Genomic DNA, 22,488 nt, shown 5'->3' with positions numbered 1-22,488 from the left:
TCACGCTGAGAACCATTCTATTTGTTTATCCACCGGCATTCTTTTAGTCTTAAATTATTAAGCGAAGGGTGCTTGTTTGTTGAGTATTTTGTCAATTACATTTAATACGCCGAAATCATTATTGGACTCAGCTTCGAATCTGGCAACGTGCTTAATATGATGCGTCGCATTTGCCATAGCAAAGCCAAAACCTGCTTGTTTTAACATTTCAATATCATTGCCACCGTCACCAAACGCCGCCACTTCTTCATCCGCAATGCCCTCTATTTTCTGAAGTAATCGCAGGCCATTGGCTTTATGTACCCCTGGAATGATCAGGTCAACAGAACCATGCCCGCTAGAAACGGGAGTGACTATTCCTGCCAGTTTTCGCTCAACAAATACCATAAAATCGGCTAATTTTTCATTAGGTAAACTGATGGCAAATTTGAAAGCAGGTTCAGTTATTTTGCTAAAATCATCGATAATTTCAAGGCGATGATAGTATTTACTCATTGTGGTATAAAAGTCATTACTCGATGTTTTGAGCATATAGGCGCCATTCTTCCCACAAACAATGATATCAAGGTAGGGGATCGCCTGTAATGTTTTGAGCACGGTTTTACAATCGTCATCGGATATTCTACCGCAGAAAATCTCGCTATTCTCATTTACAACATAGGCACCATTTTCGGCTACAAAAGCAATTTCATGGGCAATGTCAGGGAAAAAAGAGATCAGTTGGTAATATTGATTCCCACTGGCGACGACAAACTTGATACCATTTTCTTTTAACTGAGAATATTGAGTACTGAACCGTTTTCTATCAAAGTTCATCTGGTCATTGAGGAATGTTCCATCCATATCAACAGCAATCAGTTTTATACTCACGTTATTTCCCTCTTTAGAGTCAAAAAATAGTCACTTAATAGAAAATATCTTAACGTAATGTACCTAAAAAAGTCAGATACTTCACAGTGAAATGCGTTATTTGATAAAGCGGACGGCAATGTGTCGGCGGGTATTTTCCCAACAGATACTTGAGAAATCAGTCGCGAGCTTGGTTCAAGAATCATAACATAGTAAAAAACTATGAATAATAGGGAGATGCCTTGATGAAAAGCACCAAAAGAGGGATGGGTTATATTGCAATCGTGGTTGACGATTACGATAAAGCTATTGAATATTATACCGAAAAATTGGGTTTTTTCTTAAGGGAAGATGAACCACAACCGGGTAAGCGTTGGGTGTCTGTTTCGCCAACACCGGAGAGTGAGTGCCGTTTATTACTGGCTCGTGCATCAAATGATTCTCAGGCTGCGTTTATTGGTAACCAGTGCGGCGGACGGGTATTTCTATTTCTTGAGACAGATGATTTCTGGCGCGATTACGCGTCGATGAAATCGAAAGGGGTTGCATTCTGCGAAGAACCACGCAAAGAAGAGTATGGCATGGTAGTGGTTTTCGAAGATATTTATGGCAACCGTTGGGATCTTTATCAAAAGTAATCGATTGGATCAGCATGAGTGGTATGAACCAATGATTAACAGCAGCCTATAACTTTGCGGTATGGCCGCAAAGATGCATATCAAATCAAGCCGTGGTATTACGGGCTTTTCTGCTCAACAGATGATGCTAGCCTCTCCCACACGTCCACTGGCGGTTTCTCGTTAAATTCAGTCCGTAGCGCTGTCAGCCTACGGACTGAATAAATTTTTTACAAACAGTCTGTTACTTGTATAACTCGGCCGGTTTCATTTCCTTTGCTGCCACATCTTCTCGCATACTCTGTTTTGGCATTGGGGCAAGCGGTGCTGCGGCCACCTCGCTGGCACGTTTTCGCAGACTAAACCAGCCGATAACCAGCAAGATCGCGACCAGAGGTACGGTGGCAATGGTCCAGGTTCCGTTAGGATAGTCAAAAGCCATCATGACTAACACGCCCGCAAGGAAAAAGAGGGTTAGCCAGGATGTCACGGGCGCGCCGGGCATTTTGAACGACACCGGTTTTGCCGTTCCCTGTTTGATTGCCTGACGTAGCTTCATCTGACAGATAATGATGAATGCCCATGAACTGATAATGCCTAACGACGCGATATTTAACACGATCTCGAACACTTGTGATGGAACGAGATAGTTAAGAATCACGCCCAGAACATAGATACCGACAGTCACGAGAATACCCGCATAAGGCACTGATTGGCGGCTCATTCGGGACATGAATTGCGGAGCCGAACCGCCCATTGAGAGGGAGCGCAGAATTCGGCCAGTGGAGTAAAGCCCGGAATTAAGACTAGAAAGTGCGGCGGTTAATACCACAATATTCATGATAGTGCCGATATAAGGGACACCCAAGCTGCTGAAAAATGTCACGAAGGGGCTTTGGCCCGCCTGATAGGCATTCCACGGCAGCAAACAGACCAGTAATACCACGGAGCCGACATAGAACAAGCCAATCCGCCAGATCACACTATTAATCGCTTTGGGCAGTGTTTTTTCCGGGTCTTTGCATTCTCCGGCTGCCGTGCCGATCAATTCGATACCCGCGAAGGCGAAGATAACCCCTTGAACCAGCACTAATGCCGGTAATAAGCCGTGAGGGAAAAAACCACCATTGTCAGTTATCAGATGTAAACCCGTTGCATGGCCAGCCACACTTTGCCCGGTGCCGAGGAAGACCACGCCAACGGCTAAGAAAAGTGCAATAGCAACAACTTTGATTAGCGCAAACCAGAACTCCATCTCGGCGAACCATTTCACACCAATCATATTCATGGTGGCGACAATGGACAGCGCGCCCAGAGCAAATAGCCATTGGGGGACATCTGAGAACGTCCCCCAATAATGCATGTAGAGCGCCACGGCGGTGATATCGACAATGCCCGTCATCGCCCAGTTAAGAAAGTACATCCACCCGGCGACATATGACGCTTTCTCACCGAGGAATTCACGCGCATAAGAAACAAAACTACCGCTGGTAGGGCGGTGTAATACCAATTCCCCCAAAGCCCTAAGGATGAAAAATGAGAAGACTCCGCAGACCAGATAAACCAGTGCTAATGCGGGGCCAGCCATTTGTAGGCGGGCACCTGTACCTAAAAATAACCCCGTTCCAATTGAGCCACCAATGGCTATCATTTGTATATGACGACGGCCCATGCTTTTGTGATAACCACTGTCATGGGAGTCTAACCAGCGCTTTTTTGCCGCATGATGAGTCTCCGCAGAATGCTTTCCTGAAATCATAAACTTTCCCTATTTTCTTGTCTGTAGTGCAATCATGGTGAATGTAATACAGAATCTGATTGCTAAAGGTTAATGCATAAATAGCGTCTTAGCGCCTTCAGTTGTTATGGTTTTTATCAGTGACATTTAATCTCGGTGGGCATGCTATCGTTTCTTCCGGTATGTGGCAAAAAAAATATTCACTTATTAATTATTTTTGTTGCTCTATTACCACAACAAGTAATCAAATAGGGCTGATTAATTTATAACCGACACCCATGTTTTCGCCATACAGTATTCACTGTAATCATTGATTGAATTTTAACCACCACCATAACTCATTGTTAAACAGGTGAAAGACGTTGCTCTGGTTATTTTGAGTATAAATTTGTCACATACTATTTTAAATATAATTATTTTTAAAAAAATTTATCTATTTATATGATGTTATTAATAAAACATTGCAATTTATCTTATTTGACATAAAGTACATTCACATTAATGTATAAATCTGAGGTTTAATTTTATAATTTATTTTACTTGTCTTGTTTATTATAATAAATAGTATGGCTTTTGTATTTGTATCACAGGAGTAATATTGTGCTAACACTGAGTCTATATTGCATGTTCGCGGCCAGAGTTAGGCACTATTTGACCGGGTAATCGGGCTGATTTCTGAATTTATGTCACATCTTATCTGGTTGATTGTCGCCCATGATGTTCTTTTATATGCTGCACCGCTACAGGCATCAGTACAACTGAGTTTTCAACGGAATTGCAGATAGATAAGGAGAGATGGAGTGGGAGTTAAGGATAAAAAAGTGGGCATCATGACGTACATCGATAATTCGCAGACGATGTTGGAAGAGTTCAGTTGGCTACATAAAAGCTGGATTCACAGTGGTTGCTGGGAGACATCAGACCTGATTGTGGTTCATCATCCTGCGCTAGTTGATACATTGCCGAAAGAGCCTGGTATTATTTTGATACCGTTTGCACCGGTTTCACAGCATGATCCCCAGTTTCACAATTATCACTTTATCAATTCTATTGCCTGTCTTAGCGGACCACATATTGATACCGTACTTAAACGCTACCAATGGTTGCTTCGCACCGATGCGGATGTTTTTCTTACACACCATCTGGCGAATTTTACGCCACTCTACCCGGTGCATGGTCGTGGTAATTACTATTTCTCCGTTGAGTTCCGCGAGAAGATGCTCGATTTCTGCCATCGACACGGCGTTGAACATTGGCAACGCTTCGGTTGCGGGCATTCTGTCATGTTAAGTAGCGAGCTGATGATTACGTTCTTGCAACGCCAGATCTACTGGTGTCGTAAGTTGGTTGAGGATTTTGGCACAGATAAAGCAAACTGGGGGAGGTGGCCTGGGTGGTATCGTGGCGTATTGACGATGTATGCAGCCGAAATTACCGCCAACGAACGCTGGCACACCTATCTACGCGATGGCCGCGAACGCATTCTGGATATGCCGAGTAGCACCGCTGGTAACATCGATACTCTCACGCTACACATTCACGCGACGCAAGAAACCACTCAGTTTTCTAAGTTTCGCTACCGCGCGGGTGATTATGCTGATATCGATCCCGACACACTTGATTGCCGCCGTGTCGATCAATACTGCATGTGGATTTGCCTGACCTCGATTGAGGCAATAAAAGCACAAGCGGCCTATAGCGGGTAGTCACTCGTCTTGATGGCCACTTGCTTTTTGTGCTGAAGTGGCTTGTTTCACAGCGTTGCTACTGACAATGTTGCTTTAATGCGTCTTGCTGGTTTGGCAACCTTTTATAGAGGTATAGTGGCCGCCCGGTAGCACCATAAAGCACTTTGGTACTCAGAATTTCCGTATCTGAAAGATAAATCAGATACTTACGACAGGATACCCGAGAAATACCAATCGCATTTGCCATCTGTTCGGTAGAGAACTCATGGTCTTGCATCTCCTGAATCCATTCGCACACGGTGCGTAATGTCTGTACCGTCAGGCCCTTAGGCAATTTTTTACGCTCTGTGAGGGCGGGGTTATTGTGCCGCAGCAAGGTATCCACGTCCTCTTGAGCGCAAAATTTACGTTGACCCAGCAAGTTTTGTTTTTCGCGGTAAGCCGACAGCGCCTGCTCAAAGCGGGAAAACTGAAACGGCTTTATCAGATAGTCCACGACACCGTATTGCAGTGCTTTTTTGATAGTATTCACATCGGTGGCTGATGAAATAACAATCACATCAGTCTGCTCACTTAATTCACGCAATGTCGGTAGCAGTTCCAGACCATTATCCTGACGCATGAAGACATCCAGCAGCACCAGATCGATAGATTGCTTTGATGTTATAAAATAGTCTCTGGCTTGTTGCAGACTGGATACGGTGCCGCAGCAGTTAAAACCGGCTACCTGACTGAGATAACATTTGTTCAGCTCCGCCACCATCGCATCATCTTCCACTATCAATACATTAATCATGATTTTATGCGCCGTTGTTATTCGTGGTGATATCGTAGGGAAGGTTAATGAAAAATTGGGTATAGACTCCGGCTTCAGAGTCAAACTCAATACTGCCACCGAGACTCTCTATACACTGCCGCACTAAACTCAGGCCAATACCGCGCTCATTGCCTTTGGTCGAGAAGCCGTTATCAAAAATATGCGTTTGCAGTGCTGCGCCAATACCCGGCCCATCATCACTTACGGCACAATGTAACCGGCCATTCTGATAGTGGAAGCTGACATTGATCTCCCGTTGGCCCTGGTTATCAATAGCCTCGATAGCATTTTCAATGAGATTGCCTAATACAGTAATTAAGGCGGTGGTTATCTGTTCATTATGGGTATCTGGCAGCAAACTATCGTCACTGATGGATAAAGTGATACCTAAATTATGCGCCCGGTTAATTTTCTCTAACAGGAAGCCCGCAATAATAGGTGATTTTATTTTGTGCAACAGAGAGCCGATCTCAGCCTGATAATTATTGGATGTTTTGACAATATACGCTTCGAGTTGTTGATAATGCTTCATATGCAACAGGCCCAGTATAACATGCAATTTATTCATAAATTCATGCGATTGTGCCCGTAATGCATCGGCGTAATGGGACATACCCGTCAGGCGTAGCATTAATTTACTGACGTCGGTTTTATCACGGAAAGTCGCAATCGCGCCGATGATATTACCTTTTGCCATCACTGGGACGGTATTGGTCAGTAATATGCTGCCATCAAAATTTATTTCTTCATCGGGACGAGCGATGCCCGTTTCTAATACTTGCTGTAGATAGAGTTTGGCAGGCCAGTATTTACTGGCGTTACTTAATAATAAATTCTCCAGCGGCCCGCTTTGTTTAAATAGACGCTTCGCTTCGTGGTTTATTATGGTGATACGTGAATCGGCATCAACGGCAATCACGCCTTCTTTAATTGATTGCAACATTGCGTTGCGCTGCTCGAATAAATTAGAAATTTCATAGGGTTCGAAACCCAACATGATCTTTTTCAGCGTTTTAACCAAAGCCCAGATACCCAGTGTACCGATCAGAGCACCAAATAAGATAGTCCAAGGGATGGTCCAGCGGGCCTCGCTGACAACTGATGCGATACGGGTAAGTGCAATTCCAATGGCTACCACACCGATTTGTTTACCTTGTAGCCCATAAATCGGCACAAAAATACGCAGGGCAGGAGCCAGTACCCCGCGGTTGACGGCGCTATTTTCTTTACCCTGCAACGCAGGCAGTAAGTCATTACCGATAAAATGTTGACCGATCATCGCACTATTGGGATGTGAATGACGAATGCCATTCATATCAGTGACAACGATGAATAACAGGTCATTCGCTTTTTGTACCGCACGAGCATAAGCCTGAATTTCTTGCCCGACAGCAGGGGTTGTCAGGCCGTGGATGACCACGGGAGACAGTGAAACCGTGCGTGCCACCGCAGTGGCTTTGGCTTGCAAACTGTCTTGAGCCATCTGGCTAAGTTGAACAAATAACAATGAGTAAACCACCAGTAGCACCGCCACAACAACCGCAGAAACCATCAGGGTGATTGAGGTACTGAGTCGTAACGGCACTTTCTGCTTGCCTGCCGCTGTTGTACTGTTCATTTCATGCTCCAGAGACACCGGTGTGTGGGGTAATCAGGTAATTGCATGTGTTAAGAGGGAACGCTGACAGGTTGTATCCCTGGTGAGTGAGTAAAGTGAATCACCCATAGTTTACGCTGTTTATATATGAGGGCGCTAAGGTAATTGTTGACGTTATCGTGACAGCAGCAGCAATGTCATTCAGGAGGCTATCAGGTGTTGTCGCCAGACAAGTTCCTCACTGAGGAATAGAAGCAATATCCTTTTCGTCGCCGGAGAGGTTATGTGGCGATAAAGGAAATGATTGAGCATAATAAAAGAGGCGTGGAAGAGAGCGTTCATAATTCTGTGTCACGTTAAAAAATCATTACAACGTCATCACTTTATCGAGGCGGCCTTCAAAATAAATCGCCAACTGGGACAATGTCAAATTCCAGCTCTGGATCGGCATTGTCCATTTTTCCTGCGCATTCATTAATCCCAGATACAGTAATTTCAACAGACTGTTTTCATTCGGGAACGCGCCTTTCGTTTTTGTTAGTTTTCTGAACTGCCGATGCACCGATTCAATGGCGTTTGTCGTGTAAATGACCTTGCGGATCGTTGCCGGATATCGGAAGTAACACGACAGATTGGCCCATTTTCTCCGCCACGACTGAAGTACCACTGGATATTGTTGGCCCCATTTTTCTTCCAGTTCGTCCAGTGCGATTTCCGCTGCCTCTTTTGATACCGCACGATAAACTGGCTTTAAATCAGCCATAAACACCTTGTGATGCTTCGATGCGACATATTTTATCGAGTTACGGATCTGGTGGATGACGCACAACTGAACTTCTGTATCGGGGTAAATGCTGTTTATCGCTTCCGGGAACCCTGTCAGACCATCCACACAGGCAATCAGAATATCGTTCACACCACGATTTTGTAGGTCGGTCAGTACCGACAGCCAGAAATTAGCGCCTTCACTTTCAGACAGATACAGGCCCAGTATCTCTTTTTTGCCTTCCAGATTCAGGGCGAGAACAGTGTAGACCGCTTTGCTCTGATAACGCCCGTCTTCGCGGATTTTATAGTGGATAGCATCCAACCAGACGAAGGGGTATACCGCTTCCAGCGGGCGTTGTTGCCACTGTTTCAGCTCAGGAATAACTTTATCGGTGACCGCGCTGATGGTGGCACTGGACACGCTGAAAGCATATAAATCCTCAATTTCCTGGCTGATATCTTTGTAGCTCATGCCAAGTGCGAACATACGGATGATCTTGCGCTCGATCTCATCGGAAAGTGTGGTCTGGTGCTTCTTCACCAACTGAGGTTCAAAAGTACCATTGCGATCGCGGGGCGTGGCCAGTTCAAAGCTGCCAGTGGGTGTTTTAACGGTCTTTTTGCCTGAGCCGTTTTTACGGTTGGCTTCAACGTCCTGAGCCAGATGTGAATCGAGTTCAGCAGCTAATGCAGCTTCGGTTAACTGTTTGATTAATGGCGTTAAGATGCCATCTTTCCCGGTTAATGCCTGACCGGACTGGAGTGCCTTAAGCGCTTTGTCGAAATCGAAGGGTTGGGACATGTGTCATTCCTTTTTGATTGCATATTACTGGAATGACACAGAATTTCTAACACTCCCGCGTGGAATGGCATACGTTTATTACATTCACTTTCTTTGTGGCGTTTATTCAGCGTCTCTTTAGCGATAATAGGCCGCAATTATGCCAGCATAATACCCACTGACATGTTTATCTGCTGCTCTAATTAAGGATAAACGGTCATTCGACGGTCTCGCATAGCGTAATTATCATGAGCTTGCTACGTTGTTTTTATTTTTAATTCAATCTAACTAATTGAAAAAAATCAAATATGACATTGTCACTCTACGCTCTCTTGGGCTGGAAGTTTCAAGGGAACGGATAAACCTCAGGTTCAAATTGCTACCCATTCATGGTCACTATTCTCATTAAATTAAAACGCAGAAAGTACTTCTGTCGCTTAAAATGAGTATTAGCACTAAAAGATAAAATCAGAGAAATAAACAGAATGTAAACGGGGATAACTCCTATGCCGACAGATGATAGCAATAATGAAATTATCGACTACGTGTCAACCGGGCACTTACCCGACTCGGACACCGTGATGAAATTAGTACAAGAAGCCCATCGGCGCTTTGGTGCAGATACTGAAGGTGTGGTTTCTACCGTTTACCCGGCGTTAGAACGTATTCCACCGAACCTATTTGGTGTCTGCATGGTGGGTACCCAAGGTAAAGTTCACTCCGCCGGTGATGTGGATTATCAATTTACTATTATGAGTGTCTCCAAACCTTTTGTATTTGCACTGGTTTGTCAGGCTATCGGGGCCAAAGTTGCCCGTGAAAAATTGGGGGTTAACAGCACGGGTATGGCCTTTAACTCCGTTACTGCCATTGAGCGCACGCCAGATGGTCGTACTAATCCTATGGTTAACTCCGGTGCCATCGCCACGACCAGTCTGGTTCCCGGTGCCACCGGCGATGAACAGTGGAAATTCATCCATGACGGCTTGTGTCGATTCGCGGGGCGAGAGTTGACGCTGAATGAAGAAGTGTATCAATCCGCCAGTGAGACCAACTTCCGTAACCGGGGTATTGCCAATGTGTTGCAAGGGTACGGGCGTCTGGGATGCGACCCCTTGATCGCCACGGACTTATATACCCGCCAATGTTCACTGGACGTCAGTGCGCGTGATCTGGCCGTCATGGGGGCGACACTGGCGGATGGCGGGGTTAACCCGCTGACCGGTCAGCGGGTGGTGGACAATGATGTCTGCCATTATGCCCTAGCCGTAATGGTTACCGCGGGGTTGTATGAAACTTCGGGTGATTGGCTTTATGACATTGGCCTGCCGGGTAAGAGCGGTATTGGTGGTGGGATTGTGACAGTGTCACCTGGGAAAGGGGGGCTGGGTACTTTTGCACCGCGGCTTGATAGTGCGGGTAACAGCGTCAAAGGGCAACTGGCGGCACGATTCTTATCGCGTAGCTTGGGGATGGACATGTTTGTTTCGCAACCTTATACCGAAAAAAGCTGAACCGTGCTGCACACTGCACTGTGGTGAAACCGGCCTGTTTCTAAAACGATAAAGCATGTCAGAAGGATGGAAAATTTATGGCGAATCAATCAATTCACCGCGCGGGCGCGGAAATAAAAGAGTCATGGGTGCCGATGATAACCATCGCACTGGCCCAAATCCTGATGTCATTCAACGTAGCCTCCTTACCGGTAGCGCTGGGTGGGATGGTGAAGAGCTTTAATGTCCCCCCAACCACCATTGCCACCGCAATTGTGATGTACTCACTGTCAGTTGCCGGTTTCGTGATGTTGGGGGCCAAACTTAACCAACGTTTTGGGCCGCTGGTGGTGTTCCGCAGTACCGTGCTGTTGTTTGGTATCGCTCAGGTGATGATGACCTTCAGCCCGAATGTCACTGTCATGATCAGCGCGCAGGCATTGAGCGGTTTGGCGGGGGCGGCATTAGTGCCTGCTCTGGTGGCGTTAATTGCTGAAAACTACCGTGGCACGCAACAGGCTACGGCGCTGGGGGCATTGGGTTCAGCCCGTGCTGGTGCGGGTGTGGCAGCGTTTTTAATTGGTGGTGTATTGGGGACGTATATCGGTTGGCGTCCCGCATTCGGTATTCTGATCGTGTTATCGGTAGTCATCTTTGTACTGAGTTTCCGTCTGAAATCTGACAATGCCCGCCCGGAAGTGGGTATCGATCTGTTCGGTGTGGTGCTGGCGGCATCGGCGATTATTCTGCTGTCGTTTGGTTTTAATAATTTGAACCGTTGGGGTTTCGGGCTGGTGCGCGATGGTGCGCCGTTTGACCTGCTCGGTTTCTCACCCGCCCCCTTCATGATTGTGTTAGGTATCGTGCTGGGTCAGGCATTTGTCGTCTGGACTCGCCGCCGTCAGGAACAAGGCAAGACGCCGTTACTGGCGCTGGAAGTGATCACTTCACCGACGGAGAAAGCTGCCGTATTTGCTATGTTCGCCGTGGTTGCGTTGGAAGCGATGCTGAACTTCTCGGTTCCGCTGTATATCCAGATAGTGCAGGGCAGTACGCCGATGGCGACGGCGATTGCCATGATGCCGTTTAATTTGTCGGTGTTCTTCTCCGCGATGCTCATTGTGCGTTTTTATAAGAAACTGACGCCCCGTAACATTGGCCGGTACGGTTTTATCACCTGTACCATTGCGCTGTTATGGCTGGCATTTGTGGTGCGCAATAACTGGAGTGAGTTCGCGGTATTATTCGGTCTGGTGGTATTTGGTTTGGCTCAGGGGGCATTGGTTACCTTGCTATTTAACGTATTGGTCAGTGCATCACCGAAAGAGCTGGCAGGCGATGTTGGCTCCTTACGTGGCACCACCAATAATCTGGCAAATGCTATTGGTACTGCGGTTGCCGGTGCCTTGCTGGTGGGGTTGTTAAGTGCCAACGTGATGCGTGGTGTGGCCGAAACTCCGATCCTAACACCCGAGATTCAGGCTCAGGTCAATATGGACAGTATCAACTTCGTCAGCAATGACCGCCTATATGGTGTGTTAGCGCAAACAACAGCCACTCCTGAGCAGGTGGCTGAAGCGGTGCGGGTGAATGAGGAAGCACGACTGCGAGCGCTGAAGTTTGGTCTGCTGATTATGGCGCTGTTGTCACTGCTGGCTATCTTCCCTGCCGGTCGTTTACCAAACTACCTGCCGGGTGAATTGCCCGCGGATAATTTGGATAAGAAAGCGCATAAATAAGTGGTTGTAGTGTACGTGGTTAGTAAAAAAGACTGACAGTGGGCTGTGAACTGGCCACTGTCAGTCTTTTCCTGCCTTATATCGCTCATGCGACTCTCTGCGAAGCACCCCTAATCCTCTTGCCAACAACAGTCACTCACGTCACCGAATTGCGGCGTTTGCCGCATTTTTAGACGAAAATTCAAAAGACTAAATATTATTTGATACGGATCAAGACACATTTCCTTTATTTAGTGTTAATGTAAATAAATCTCATTATCAACTTCATACTCATCACCATTATGCGAATTTGGCTCAAGTCTTTTCTGTTCTGCTGTTGTTGGCTGTTGTCTGTCTCATTAGCGTGGGCCGCTGCGGATTACCAGCAGTGGGTGAATGATATTCAATCTCGTCTCGATAAAACTTCTCAGTTATATCAACAACACAAGAATGATGAAGCCAGAACCACGGTTCAGATGGCGTATTTTGAGGTGTTTGAAAATCTGGAAGGGCCGATTCGAATCAATATTTCGGCACAAAAAAGTTACCAGATGGAGGCCGCATTTGGTGAAATTCGCCGGATGATCGGTGAAGGTAAACCCTCGGCTGAGATTGATAATAAAATTAACTGGCTCAAGGGCGAACTAAACGCCGTGCTGCCGGTATTAGCTGATGGGCATAAACTCACCGCAGAACAACAGCATACTACTTATGAGAACAGCGATATTGCTGTCTATTGGCAACAGAGTTTTAAAATCATCGATGACCTGCTGGCACAGGCTATCAGTGAATATCAAGATGGTAACTTTGCTGCCGCAAGCCAGAGTGTGCAACAAGCCCATTATCAGGGGTTTAAAAACTCGGAAATGGAGATGTCAGTACGCGGTCATCGTTCCTCACAACTTGCGGCGGCGATTAACCAACAGTTCACCGCACTGATCGATTTGACCCGCCAACCGGGCCAAATGACCGATGTGGCTTATCAGGTTACCCGCTTGCTACAAATGATTGAAGAGATATTACCGGGCTTACCAACCACTCGTGAACAGCAGCAAGTCAGCGCAGACCAACCGACGACAAGCCAATCTTCTTCCGCCAGCGATACTGACGCACAACCTAATGCAGACTGGGCCGCGGTTTCCCACAAGATAAACCAGGCCATTACTGACGCTATTAGCCAATACCAGCAAGGGCAGACGTCGCCTGCGATGCTGTCGGTCCAGGATACGTATTTTGACTTGTTCGAAGCCAGTGGCATGGAAAACAAAGTGGGTTCGCGTGATGCTGCGTTTAAATCAACCTTAGAAGGGCATTTCACCCGTTTGGTTAGCCTGATGAAAGCCGGGCAACCGGTAGAACAGTTGCACGCAGAGGCTGTTGCACTGCAAAAAGACCTGTCCAGTGCGGTGGAGATGCTGGGTGAGGGCGATGAAACCGATTGGAGTCTGTTTATCTACAGCCTGCTTATCATCGTGCGGGAGGGGCTGGAGGCGCTGCTAATCGTTGCGGCGATTGTCGCTTATCTGGTTAAAAACAACCATCAGGACAAACTGCCGCTGATCCGCCAGTCGGTGGTCGTGGCGCTAATTGCGAGTGTGCTGACCGCCGTTGTCTTCCAGTGGCTGTTTGCTAATTCAGGGCAAAGTCGAGAGTTGCTGGAAGGCTTCACCATGATGATTGCCGTGGTGATGCTGTTCTCAATGAGTTACTGGCTGCTGTCAAAAACTGAAGCGCGCCAATGGAAAGCTTATCTCGAAGGTAAATTCTCCAAATCACTCAGCAGTGGGTCAATCGTAGGGCTGTGGCTAACCAGCTTTCTGGCGGTATACCGCGAAGGGGCCGAGACGGTGCTGTTCTATTTGGCGCTGGTAGGGGATGCCAACAGTACCAGCGGTCACTTGTCGATTCTGGCCGGTTTTGGCATCGGTTGTGTCATCTTGCTGGCCGCATACCTGGTGATGCGTTTCACCGTGGTCAAACTGCCACTCAAACCCTTCTTTATGTTTACCGGTGGTTTTATGTACCTGATGGCATTTGTGTTCGCTGGTAAAAGTGTCCTTGAGCTAATTGAGGGCAAACTATTTGAGCCAACGCTACTGCCGTGGGTGCCAGAAATCAGTTGGTTGGGAATTTACCCCTATATAGAAACACTGATTCCACAGGTGATTTTAGTGATTGCTGCGTTAGTTGCTCTATGGGTAATGCAACGGCGTGGCGATGCAGTAACCGCATAATGACCGGTATGATGCCGGTGTGAATAACGACAATGTAATCATAATTGATACCAGAGGGTGTGTTCCATGACGATGAAGAAAACGATTATTGCCAGTAGCATTATTGCCAGCATCTTTGCAGCACCGGCCGCTTTTGCCTTCAAAGAGTATCCTGCGGGCGAACCTATTAAGATCAATGATATGGAAATCGCTGCCGTCTATTTGCAACCGATCGATATGGATCCGCGTGGCATGGGCTTGCCTGCGGCGAAAGCGGATATCCATCTGGAAGCGGATATTCATGCGACTGAAGGTAATAAAAATGGCTTTGGGGCCGGTGAATGGATGCCGTACCTGACTATTGCTTATACGCTGGTGAACACCGATACCGGTGCCAAGCAGGAAGGGACGTTCATGCCGATGGTCGCCAGCGATGGGCCGCACTACGGGGCAAATATCAAGATGATGGGGGTGGGTAACTATAAAGTGACCTATCACATTAGCGAACCATCGAAAGCGGGTTTACATCGTCATACCGATAGTGAAACCGGTGTTGGTCGCTGGTGGAAACCCTTCGATGTGAGCTACGACTTCAAATATGTCGGCTTGAATTGATAATTAGAACCGCGATGACTGACACCGTGATCGCGGTTTTTTTCATGATGCGTCGTTGTAGACTGAACAGCAGTAAAAGAGTGGTTGTTCTCGACACTATGTAAATATGACAGCTATACCCAAGGTGGGCTAATGAGCTATTTTTTTGTCTCCGTACTGCAAGCCTTTTTACCTGTGGCATTGCTATTAGGGTTAAATTGGGCAACCCGGCCAGCGCCTGCGCTGAATCGTGTGGTATGGATAACCCTGGTGATGGCCGTCTTGGGGATTTGGGCCGGTACTCATTATCCTAAATCACAACAATTGCAGTTGGCATTGGCAGGAATTCAAATTCTGTCACTGCTGTTATTCTTCCTCAGTCAATTTATTCGCCGCGTGTCATTAGGCTATTTCTGGCAGGCGTTGTTGGTATTCGGTGCCGCATTCAATTGGGGCAATAACCCGAATTTAGGTGCTTTCACCAATACCCATGTCGTGAATACTGATTTATTGCTCAATCTGGCGGCGACTATCGTGGCGTTTGGTTGGGTTGTGTTCTGTTCGGTGCTCTTGCTGATGATGATTCGGCAACTGCCCCGTTGCCGTTGGCCACTGTTGACGATATTAACCCTGCTGTTGATTCTACCGCTCAGTGGCGATGCCATCTTGTTATTAATGAAGTTACAGGTGGTGGCCCTAACCAAATCGTTGCTGAGCTATGTGGCACTCGTGACCAACGGGCATGGCTGGTTGAACTACATTTGTGCATTGCTACTGGCTCTCACAACACTCTGTTATTTGCAACCTCTGCGCTATGCCCACCATATTGTCAGTAAGGCATCAGAGGCTATTGCTCAACGTAAAGCACTGGCCAATTACCGCAATGTGCGGCGGATTTGGCGCTTGTCCATTTTTGCCGCGGTTGTCGTGGCAGCCAGCCAACTCTATTGGGATAAAGTGGCCTCTCAGCCGCCACAATTATCAGAAGCCCTACCCGTCACGCTATCTGCTGATGGCTTGGTTCATATTCCGGTAGAGCAAGTGCGTGATGGGAAGTTGCATCGTTTTGTTTGGGTGGCAGATGATGGCAAGGCAGTGCGCTTTTTTATCATTAACCGCTATCCGGACCGCTTGCGCCTTAGTGTGGTTTTTGACGCCTGTCTGCTGTGCGGTGATCAGGGCTATGTGATGGAAGGTAATCAGGTCATTTGTGTGGCCTGCGCGGTACATATCTTTATTCCGTCCATTGGCAAGGCTGGCGGCTGTAACCCGATCCCGCTGGAGGGGTGGAAAAGTGATGACCGGGAGCTGGTTATCCCCAAAGCCTCTTTGACCGCAGGGGTTAATTACTTCACCACCGTGGTAAAGCTGGATGTCATTGATCCGGTTGATAAGAGCCACCTGACGAATGAAAACGCTGAGCATAAGTACAGTTATGGTGGCAAAACCTATTTCTTCTCCTCAGAGGCCAACTACAACCGTTTCCGCGATCATCCAGAGCAGTTTGTCACCCCGGTTGCTGATGAAAACGATCAGCCGCAGGAGAACCCATAATTATGCTGTGGCGCATGTTGAAGCAGTCTTGGTTTCGTAATGTCCGGCGCAAATCACTGGCGGTATTCACGGTGTTCCTTGCCGCTGGGCTAATCTCTTCGCTGCTGGCGGTATCAATTGATATCGGCGATAAAATGTCCCGTGAGCTGAAATCATACGGAGCCAATATCCTGATAGAACCCGCCGGTCAGGTGGCAATGCCTTCGTTGTTTGGCGAACGGAGTAACCCTCTGGCCGGGCAAGATTTTCTTGATCAAACTGAGTTACCCAACATTAAAGATATTTTTTGGCGTAACAATATTGTGGGTTTCGCCCCACTTTTGAGTGGCGAGACAGAAACGAATGGCCATGTGATTTCGCTGCTGGGGACATACTTTAATCAGCCGGTAGATGTGCCTGATGAAGAGGATTACCACACCGGTCAGCAGATTATTAGCCCGTACTGGCAAGTGAGTGGTGATTGGCCACAAGAGCCGATCAAAGCAGATGCCAGCGAGGTTCAGGCGCTGTTAGGTAAACAACTGGCGCAGCAAACCGGCTGGAAAATAGGTGATGAACTGCATCTTAAGGGCGTATCTGGCCCGTTGACGGTGAAAATCAGTGGAATACTTAGCAGCGGCGGTGAAGAGGAAGGGCGTTTGGTGATGCCACTGACTGCGGTGCAATCGTTGCTGGGGCTGGCGGGGAAAGTTCAGGCGGTGCGCGTCTCGGCGCTGACCGTGCCGGAAAATGAGTTATCACGCAAAGCGCGTGAGAATCTTGAGTCGCTCAACGCCGAAGAGTACGACCTGTGGTATTGCACCGCCTATGTGTCCTCCATCGCCCATCAATTGGAAGAGGCGATTTCAGGTTCGGTGGTTCGTCCAATCTGGCAGGTTGCTGCATCTGAGGGGGTAGTGATTGAGAAGATACAGTTGTTACTGGCAGTGGTGACACTGGCGGCATTGATTGCGGCGGCAATGGGAATTGCGTCATTGATGACCAGTACCATTATGGAGCGGGCCAAAGAGATTGGTCTGATGAAAGCGTTAGGTGCCCGTCAGTGGCAGATCCTCATGCTGTTCTATCTGGAGGCGGCGATCAGTGGGCTTATTGGTGGATTAGCCGGTTGTCTGGCGGGCTGGGGGCTGGCAAAAACGATCGGCCTGATGCTATTTGGTGCGCCACTCAGTTTTGCCTGGATGGTGGTGCCATGTGTTTTAGTGTTATCGGTATTGATTGCGGTTATTGGGACGTGGTTCCCGGCACGGCGCATAGCCCGTCTGTATCCGGTGGAGGTGCTTTATGGCCGCTAATAGCAAAATTGTTACAGCCAAACCCTCCCGGCGTAAAGGCAGTGATGGCATGTTTTGGCGGCTGGTGCTGCGGGCACTGCGCCTGCGTATGCAGCGGGTTAGTGTGGTATTTGCGGCGCTGACCGTCGGTGCTGCCATTGTCACGGCGATGTCGGCAGTTTATTTCGATATCAATGCCAAAATGAGCCAAGAACTACGTACTTTTGGTGCAAACTTTTACATCGGCCCTGGGCATGGCAGCACCCTCGAACAAAAAACATTTCAACCCATCATTGATGTCGCCCCACAAGGGCTAATCAATGCTTCCAGCCCTTATATTTATGGCATGGCGCGCACCGAACTGGAAAAAGTGGTGTTAATGGGGGTGTGGTTTGAATCCTTACAACGGCTGGTTCCTTATTGGCAGGTGAGCGGCAATTGGATTGGGGTCAGTTTTGATGATCGCAATGCGATGATAGGCGTCAAGCTCGCGGAACGTTTGCACGTTAAAGTGGGTGATACCATTACTTTAGTCGGTGAAGGTACCCGTCAACGGCTGCAAATAAAGGGTATTGTTGAGGCCGGAGACGCGACCGATAACATGCTTATTGTCAATTTAGATTTAGCGCAAAAATGGCTTAACCAACCAGGTCGCATCAGCAATGCGTTGCTCAGTGTCAGCAACGATGTGGGGCAAGTTGAAACCTTCGCCAGTCACTTGCGTGAACAATATCCGGATCTCGAAATCAGGCCGATTCGTAAGGTATCAGCCTCTGAAGGTCAGGTTCTCGACAAGATCAAAGGTTTGATGGGGCTGGTTTCGGTGGTGATCCTCGTGCTCTCATCCTTGTGTGTCAATACCACGCTGATGGCCATTGTCGCTGAGCGTTCGAAAGAGTTTGCCCTGCAAAAAGCCCTCGGAGCCAGTGGGCGGGATATTATTCGGCAAATACTGACAGAGACACTGATTATTTCATTGGCCGCCGCCGTGAGCGGTGCCTTGTTAGGTTACGTGTTGGCGCAAGTGTTGGGGCAGGCGGTATTCAGTGCTGCCATTGCGTTGCGCGCACCGGTATTGCCATTGACGTTGATGTTGTCGTTGTTAGTTGCTGCGGTAGCGGCGATTGTTCCCACCCGTCGGGCTATCCATATTGAACCCGCTAAAGTTCTGAAAGGAGAGTAGTAAATGACATCTTCAGCAACACCTGGGCGGCCTGAATATACTCGCGATGCTGTTATTGAAACCCGGCATTTATATAAGCGCTTCGGGCAGGTAACCGCGCTAGATGATATTAATATCTGCATCAAGCGTGGTGAGTTTGTGGCGATTATGGGCGCATCTGGCTCGGGTAAAACCACCCTGATGAATATCCTTACCTGTCTGGATACGGCAACCGAGGGTCAGGTACTGCTCGATGGTATCGATGCTGCGCGGTTGGATGAAGAGGGTCGCCGGCAGTTTCGCGCCGATAAAATCGGGTTGGTTTTCCAGCAGTTTCACCTCATTCCTTATCTGACAGCACTAGAAAATATCATGTTGGCGCAGCATTATCACAGTGTGGTTGATGAAGCCGCCGCCCGGCAGGTGCTGGAACAGGTGGGGATGACGCCACGTATGGGGCACCTACCCAGTCAGCTTTCGGGCGGTGAACAGCAGCGGGTCTGTATCGCACGGGCGTTGGTTAATCAGCCGCCGATTATTTTTGCCGATGAGCCGACCGGTAACCTTGATGAAGAGAACGAACAGCGGGTGTTGGATTTGTTAAATCATATCCACCAGCAGGGTAGAACCATCGTCATGGTGACCCATAATCCGGATTTAGGTTGTATAACAGATAGGGTTATCCGCTTGCAACACGGCAAATATCTAAATGAAGAGAGTCGTCATCATGTGGCGTAATCTATTGAAAATTCTCAGTCTGGGTGGTTTGTTATTGTTGCTCAGTGCTTGTAAGCAAGAAGAGGTTGCCGTAGGTGAGGCGGCACCACAGCTGGCCGCTTATGACCTGCAAGGAAAAGCTGTTGCGCTTGAGCAATGGAAAGGTAAGCCGGTGTACCTCAATTTTTGGTCAGCCAGTTGCGGTGGTTGCCTGGCTGAAATGGCAATATTGGATAAGCTGAGTAAGGAGTATAAAGATAACGTAGTCGTGGTAGCAATCAATACTGACTCACAACAGGTTGATATCAAACCAATATTAGTGCAGCGCAATATTAGCTATCCAGTGATTCGCGATCAGTTGGGGATTACTCAGGAGCGTTATCAGGTGATTGGTACGCCTACCTCTTTCATGATAGACCCTAACGGTAAGGTCACCGAATTACATCAGGGAGCGCGTGACGAGCAGGCGCTGACAGCTTCGTTTAAACAGTGGGTTGCAGGTGCATAATGAAAGTATTGCTGTTAGCGGCAAGTCTGATGGTATTTAATGCAACAGCACACACCGCTGCTGACGGTGAGCATATTTACCAACAAACCTGCTCAAGCTGTCACGGGCGTTCAGCTAACAGAAAAGGTTTGGACAAAGCGCCGCCGCTAATATCCTTATCCCGTGATGAGATTGTCAGTGGCCTGACGGAGAGACGCGATGGTAAAATTATCGGCAGGGGCAATAAAGCCAAAGCTCATTTGAGCGATGAAGATATTCAAAAGTTGGCTGATCATATTGAGAGTTTAAAAAAACGATTATAAAAAGCAGCCAAGTCCATAACGCCTGCCCTTTTAGCGCGATAGGCTTATGATTTAATAGCTAAAATTAGTTGTATTTCTTATGGATGTTGTTTGAATGGCACACTTCAAATTAGAGTATTAATGCTGTATTATATGTTGCATATAAAATGCATCTTTAGTTTATTTGAGGAATCTCAGCATGGAAAACAACTCAGCGCTGCTTTGTTATAAGACATTACCGGTCTGGCACAGTGCTAACGTGCCGACGATGTTTCGGGAGAAACACAATACCAAAGCCGGTACTTGGGCCAAATTGACCATTTTGAGTGGGGAGATGGACTTCCTTATTCTGGATGAAACAGGTAATACTCTGGAAAGACATACTTTCACCAACGAACAGCAACCTCCGTTTATTGAGCCACAAGTCTGGCATCGCATAGCCGCCTGTTCAGATGATCTGCAATGTCAGCTAAGTTTTTATTGCACCGTGGAAGATTTCTATCATAAAAAATATAATCTAACACCAACACATTCCGAAGTGATTGCAGCCGTGAAAGCGGTTAATCCCGGTAAAGCACTGGATTTAGGCTGCGGTTCAGGGCGAAATTCACTGTATCTGAATTTATTGGGTTTCGATGTGACTGCGGTGGATAAAAATAGTGACAGTATTAGCAGCTTACAGCAGGTCATTGAGCGGGAAGAGCTGAAAAATATTACCGCTAATATTTACAATATCAATGATGCTGTTTTGGCGCAACGCTACGATTTCATTCTTTCAACCGTGGTACTGATGTTCCTGCAACCGGAAAGAATCTCACATATTATCAATAATATGCAGGAGTGTACTTTGCCTGGTGGCTATAATCTGATTATCTCTGCCATGTCGACGGATGATTTCCCATGCACGGTTCCTTTCTCCTTTACTCTCCAGTCAGGGGAGTTGAAACAATACTATAAAGATTGGGAAATTATTAAGTATAACGAGGACGTCGGGCAGTTACATAAAACCGATGCCGAAGGTAATCGTATAAAACTGCGTTTTGCGACCTTGCTGGCTAAAAAACCGTAATTGTAGTGGCGTATCCAATTTGCTGTTCACTATTCTATGCGAACCCGCTGATGATTTAACGGGAGCGGGGCGGTAAGTTGGGTTCACCACGTAAACAACAGACAATATAGTCAATAAATACGCGCAGTTTGACGGGTAAATAATGTGTCGGCGGGTAGAGCAGCCATAAACCGCCACTGTATGAGCTGACAAAGCGCCACTCGGGTAATACCTGTACGATCAATCCCTGATGCAATGCGGTACGAGCGGTGAAATAAGGTAAGCTGCCGATGCCAATATGCTGTAGCGCAGCATCTAACCGGACGCCGGTATGGTTGGCCGCATAGCGGCCCCGCACTGCAACCGTCACCGTTTTATTGCCCTGACGAAATTTCCAGCGGGCATCTCCAGGCGTCTCGCCCAGATAGATGCAACTGTGGTGTGCTAAATCATGGGGATGTGAAGGAGTGCCACGGCTGGCGAGATACTCCGGTGTGGCACACAGCAAATGTTCGATATCCATCAATTGCCGCCCGATCATACCCGGTGGGGGTTGGTCAGTAATCCGAATGGCTAAATCTATATTTTCATCAATGAGATCAACATAGTGGTCATCTAATATCAGTTGTACATCTATTTTACTGTAGCGGCGTAAGAACTCAGGCATATGCGGGTGAATCACAAAGCGCCCAACCGCTTTCGGTATGCTGATGCGAATAAGCCCTTCAGGTTCCTGATTGTACTGACCACTGACTTCCATCACCGAATTTGCAGCACTAAGCATCACATTACAGCGCTTAAAAACCTCTTCACCACTCTCGCTCAAACGCAGTTTACGCGTTGTTCGTTGTAATAAGCGGGTGGCCAGTGCTTTCTCCAACCTACTGATACTGCGGCTGATTGCCGAAGGAGAAACACCTAACTGGCGTGCGACGGCAGAAAAACTACCGCTTTCTACCACTTTAACGAAAATAGCCATTTCGCTTAGCAAAGCCAGAGGAAGATTTGTGCTCACAGCGCAACAGTCCTTTGAGTATGTGACGGATTATCAATATAGCCTGACATCAATAT

Annotated in this window: 18 protein-coding genes and 1 pseudogene; 13 read left to right on the top strand and 6 right to left on the bottom strand. The window is 47.5% G+C overall.

Features of this window, described 5'->3' with window-relative positions:
* Window positions 1–57: 57 nt before the first annotated feature.
* A complete protein-coding gene (locus AT01_RS03375) occupies window positions 58–870 on the bottom strand; it encodes a Cof-type HAD-IIB family hydrolase (protein ID WP_042546089.1) in 813 nt (270 codons plus the stop codon).
* 224 nt (window positions 871–1,094) lie between these two features.
* Here AT01_RS03375 and AT01_RS03370 point away from each other — a divergent pair, with 224 nt between their 5' ends.
* Window positions 1,095–1,487, top strand: coding sequence for a VOC family protein (locus tag AT01_RS03370; protein ID WP_042546088.1), 393 nt, complete (start codon window positions 1,095–1,097; stop codon window positions 1,485–1,487).
* 297 nt (window positions 1,488–1,784) lie between these two features.
* Here AT01_RS03370 and ansP read toward each other — a convergent pair.
* Window positions 1,785–3,225, bottom strand: a pseudogene (gene ansP / locus AT01_RS03365) (L-asparagine permease); the annotation flags it as partial.
* A 779-nt stretch (window positions 3,226–4,004) separates the two neighbouring features.
* On the opposite strand from ansP, the gene AT01_RS03360 reads away from it, so the two are divergent.
* Window positions 4,005–4,910, top strand: a complete 906-nt coding sequence (locus AT01_RS03360; RefSeq protein ID WP_004698820.1) for a DUF7164 domain-containing protein — start codon at window positions 4,005–4,007, stop codon at window positions 4,908–4,910.
* A gap of 58 nt (window positions 4,911–4,968) precedes the next feature.
* On the opposite strand, the gene dcuR is transcribed toward AT01_RS03360, so the two are convergent.
* The 3 genes from dcuR to AT01_RS03345 all read right to left on the bottom strand — a co-directional run bounded on the left by dcuR (window position 4,969) and on the right by AT01_RS03345 (window position 8,876).
* Window positions 4,969–5,688 carry a two-component system response regulator DcuR gene (gene dcuR, locus AT01_RS03355; protein WP_042546087.1) on the bottom strand — a complete coding sequence of 240 codons (720 nt, stop codon included), beginning with the start codon at window positions 5,686–5,688 and terminating at the stop codon, window positions 4,969–4,971.
* 4 nt (window positions 5,689–5,692) lie between these two features.
* Window positions 5,693–7,327 carry a sensor histidine kinase gene (locus AT01_RS03350; protein ID WP_042546086.1) on the bottom strand — a complete coding sequence of 545 codons (1,635 nt, stop codon included), beginning with the start codon at window positions 7,325–7,327 and terminating at the stop codon, window positions 5,693–5,695.
* Window positions 7,328–7,673: 346 nt separating this feature from the next.
* Window positions 7,674–8,876, bottom strand: a complete 1,203-nt coding sequence (locus tag AT01_RS03345) for an IS256 family transposase (protein WP_042546085.1) — start codon at window positions 8,874–8,876, stop codon at window positions 7,674–7,676.
* Between the two features lie 485 nt (window positions 8,877–9,361).
* Here AT01_RS03345 and glsA point away from each other — a divergent pair, with 485 nt between their 5' ends.
* From glsA to tehB, 11 genes are all read left to right on the top strand, one after another.
* The gene (gene glsA / locus AT01_RS03340; protein WP_042546084.1) at window positions 9,362–10,369 is read left to right on the top strand and encodes a glutaminase A; all 1,008 of its coding nucleotides are present in this window, start codon (window positions 9,362–9,364) and stop codon (window positions 10,367–10,369) included.
* Window positions 10,370–10,446: 77 nt separating this feature from the next.
* A complete protein-coding gene (locus AT01_RS03335) occupies window positions 10,447–12,087 on the top strand; it encodes an MFS transporter (protein ID WP_042546083.1) in 1,641 nt (546 codons plus the stop codon).
* Window positions 12,088–12,368: 281 nt separating this feature from the next.
* On the top strand, window positions 12,369–14,300 hold the full coding sequence (locus tag AT01_RS03330) for an FTR1 family iron permease (protein ID WP_042546082.1): 1,932 nt from the start codon (window positions 12,369–12,371) through the stop codon (window positions 14,298–14,300).
* Window positions 14,301–14,366: 66 nt separating this feature from the next.
* On the top strand, window positions 14,367–14,894 hold the full coding sequence (locus tag AT01_RS03325; RefSeq protein WP_042546081.1) for an iron transporter: 528 nt from the start codon (window positions 14,367–14,369) through the stop codon (window positions 14,892–14,894).
* Window positions 14,895–15,026: 132 nt separating this feature from the next.
* Window positions 15,027–16,427 carry a Fe-S-containing protein gene (locus tag AT01_RS03320; RefSeq protein WP_042546080.1) on the top strand — a complete coding sequence of 467 codons (1,401 nt, stop codon included), beginning with the start codon at window positions 15,027–15,029 and terminating at the stop codon, window positions 16,425–16,427.
* Between the two features lie 2 nt (window positions 16,428–16,429).
* Window positions 16,430–17,722 (top strand): ABC transporter permease, encoded by a 1,293-nt coding sequence (locus tag AT01_RS03315; RefSeq protein ID WP_042546079.1) that lies wholly within the window; start codon window positions 16,430–16,432, stop codon window positions 17,720–17,722.
* Between the two features lie 49 nt (window positions 17,723–17,771).
* Window positions 17,772–18,884 (top strand): ABC transporter permease, encoded by a 1,113-nt coding sequence (locus tag AT01_RS03310; RefSeq protein WP_162484239.1) that lies wholly within the window; start codon window positions 17,772–17,774, stop codon window positions 18,882–18,884.
* Between the two features lie 3 nt (window positions 18,885–18,887).
* The gene (locus AT01_RS03305) at window positions 18,888–19,601 is read left to right on the top strand and encodes an ABC transporter ATP-binding protein (protein ID WP_042546077.1); all 714 of its coding nucleotides are present in this window, start codon (window positions 18,888–18,890) and stop codon (window positions 19,599–19,601) included.
* Window positions 19,591–20,088 carry a TlpA family protein disulfide reductase gene (locus AT01_RS03300; protein WP_042546076.1) on the top strand — a complete coding sequence of 166 codons (498 nt, stop codon included), beginning with the start codon at window positions 19,591–19,593 and terminating at the stop codon, window positions 20,086–20,088. The genes AT01_RS03305 and AT01_RS03300 overlap by 11 nt, the downstream gene beginning before the upstream one ends.
* A complete protein-coding gene (locus AT01_RS03295; RefSeq protein WP_042546075.1) occupies window positions 20,088–20,390 on the top strand; it encodes a c-type cytochrome in 303 nt (100 codons plus the stop codon). The genes AT01_RS03300 and AT01_RS03295 overlap by 1 nt, the downstream gene beginning before the upstream one ends.
* Window positions 20,391–20,568: 178 nt before the next feature.
* A complete protein-coding gene (gene tehB, locus AT01_RS03290; RefSeq protein WP_042546074.1) occupies window positions 20,569–21,438 on the top strand; it encodes an SAM-dependent methyltransferase TehB in 870 nt (289 codons plus the stop codon).
* Window positions 21,439–21,493: 55 nt separating this feature from the next.
* Here the strand turns inward: tehB and AT01_RS03285 are convergent, their stop codons facing one another.
* Window positions 21,494–22,432, bottom strand: a complete 939-nt coding sequence (locus AT01_RS03285; protein ID WP_042546073.1) for a LysR family transcriptional regulator — start codon at window positions 22,430–22,432, stop codon at window positions 21,494–21,496.
* Window positions 22,433–22,488: the final 56 nt, after the last annotated feature.

Origin of the sequence: Yersinia aldovae 670-83 (assembly GCF_000834395.1) — a bacterium.
Lineage (GTDB): Bacteria > Pseudomonadota > Gammaproteobacteria > Enterobacterales > Enterobacteriaceae > Yersinia > Yersinia aldovae.
Note: the sequence above shows the minus strand (reverse complement) of the source record. Positions and strands in the feature narration are given on the sequence as shown.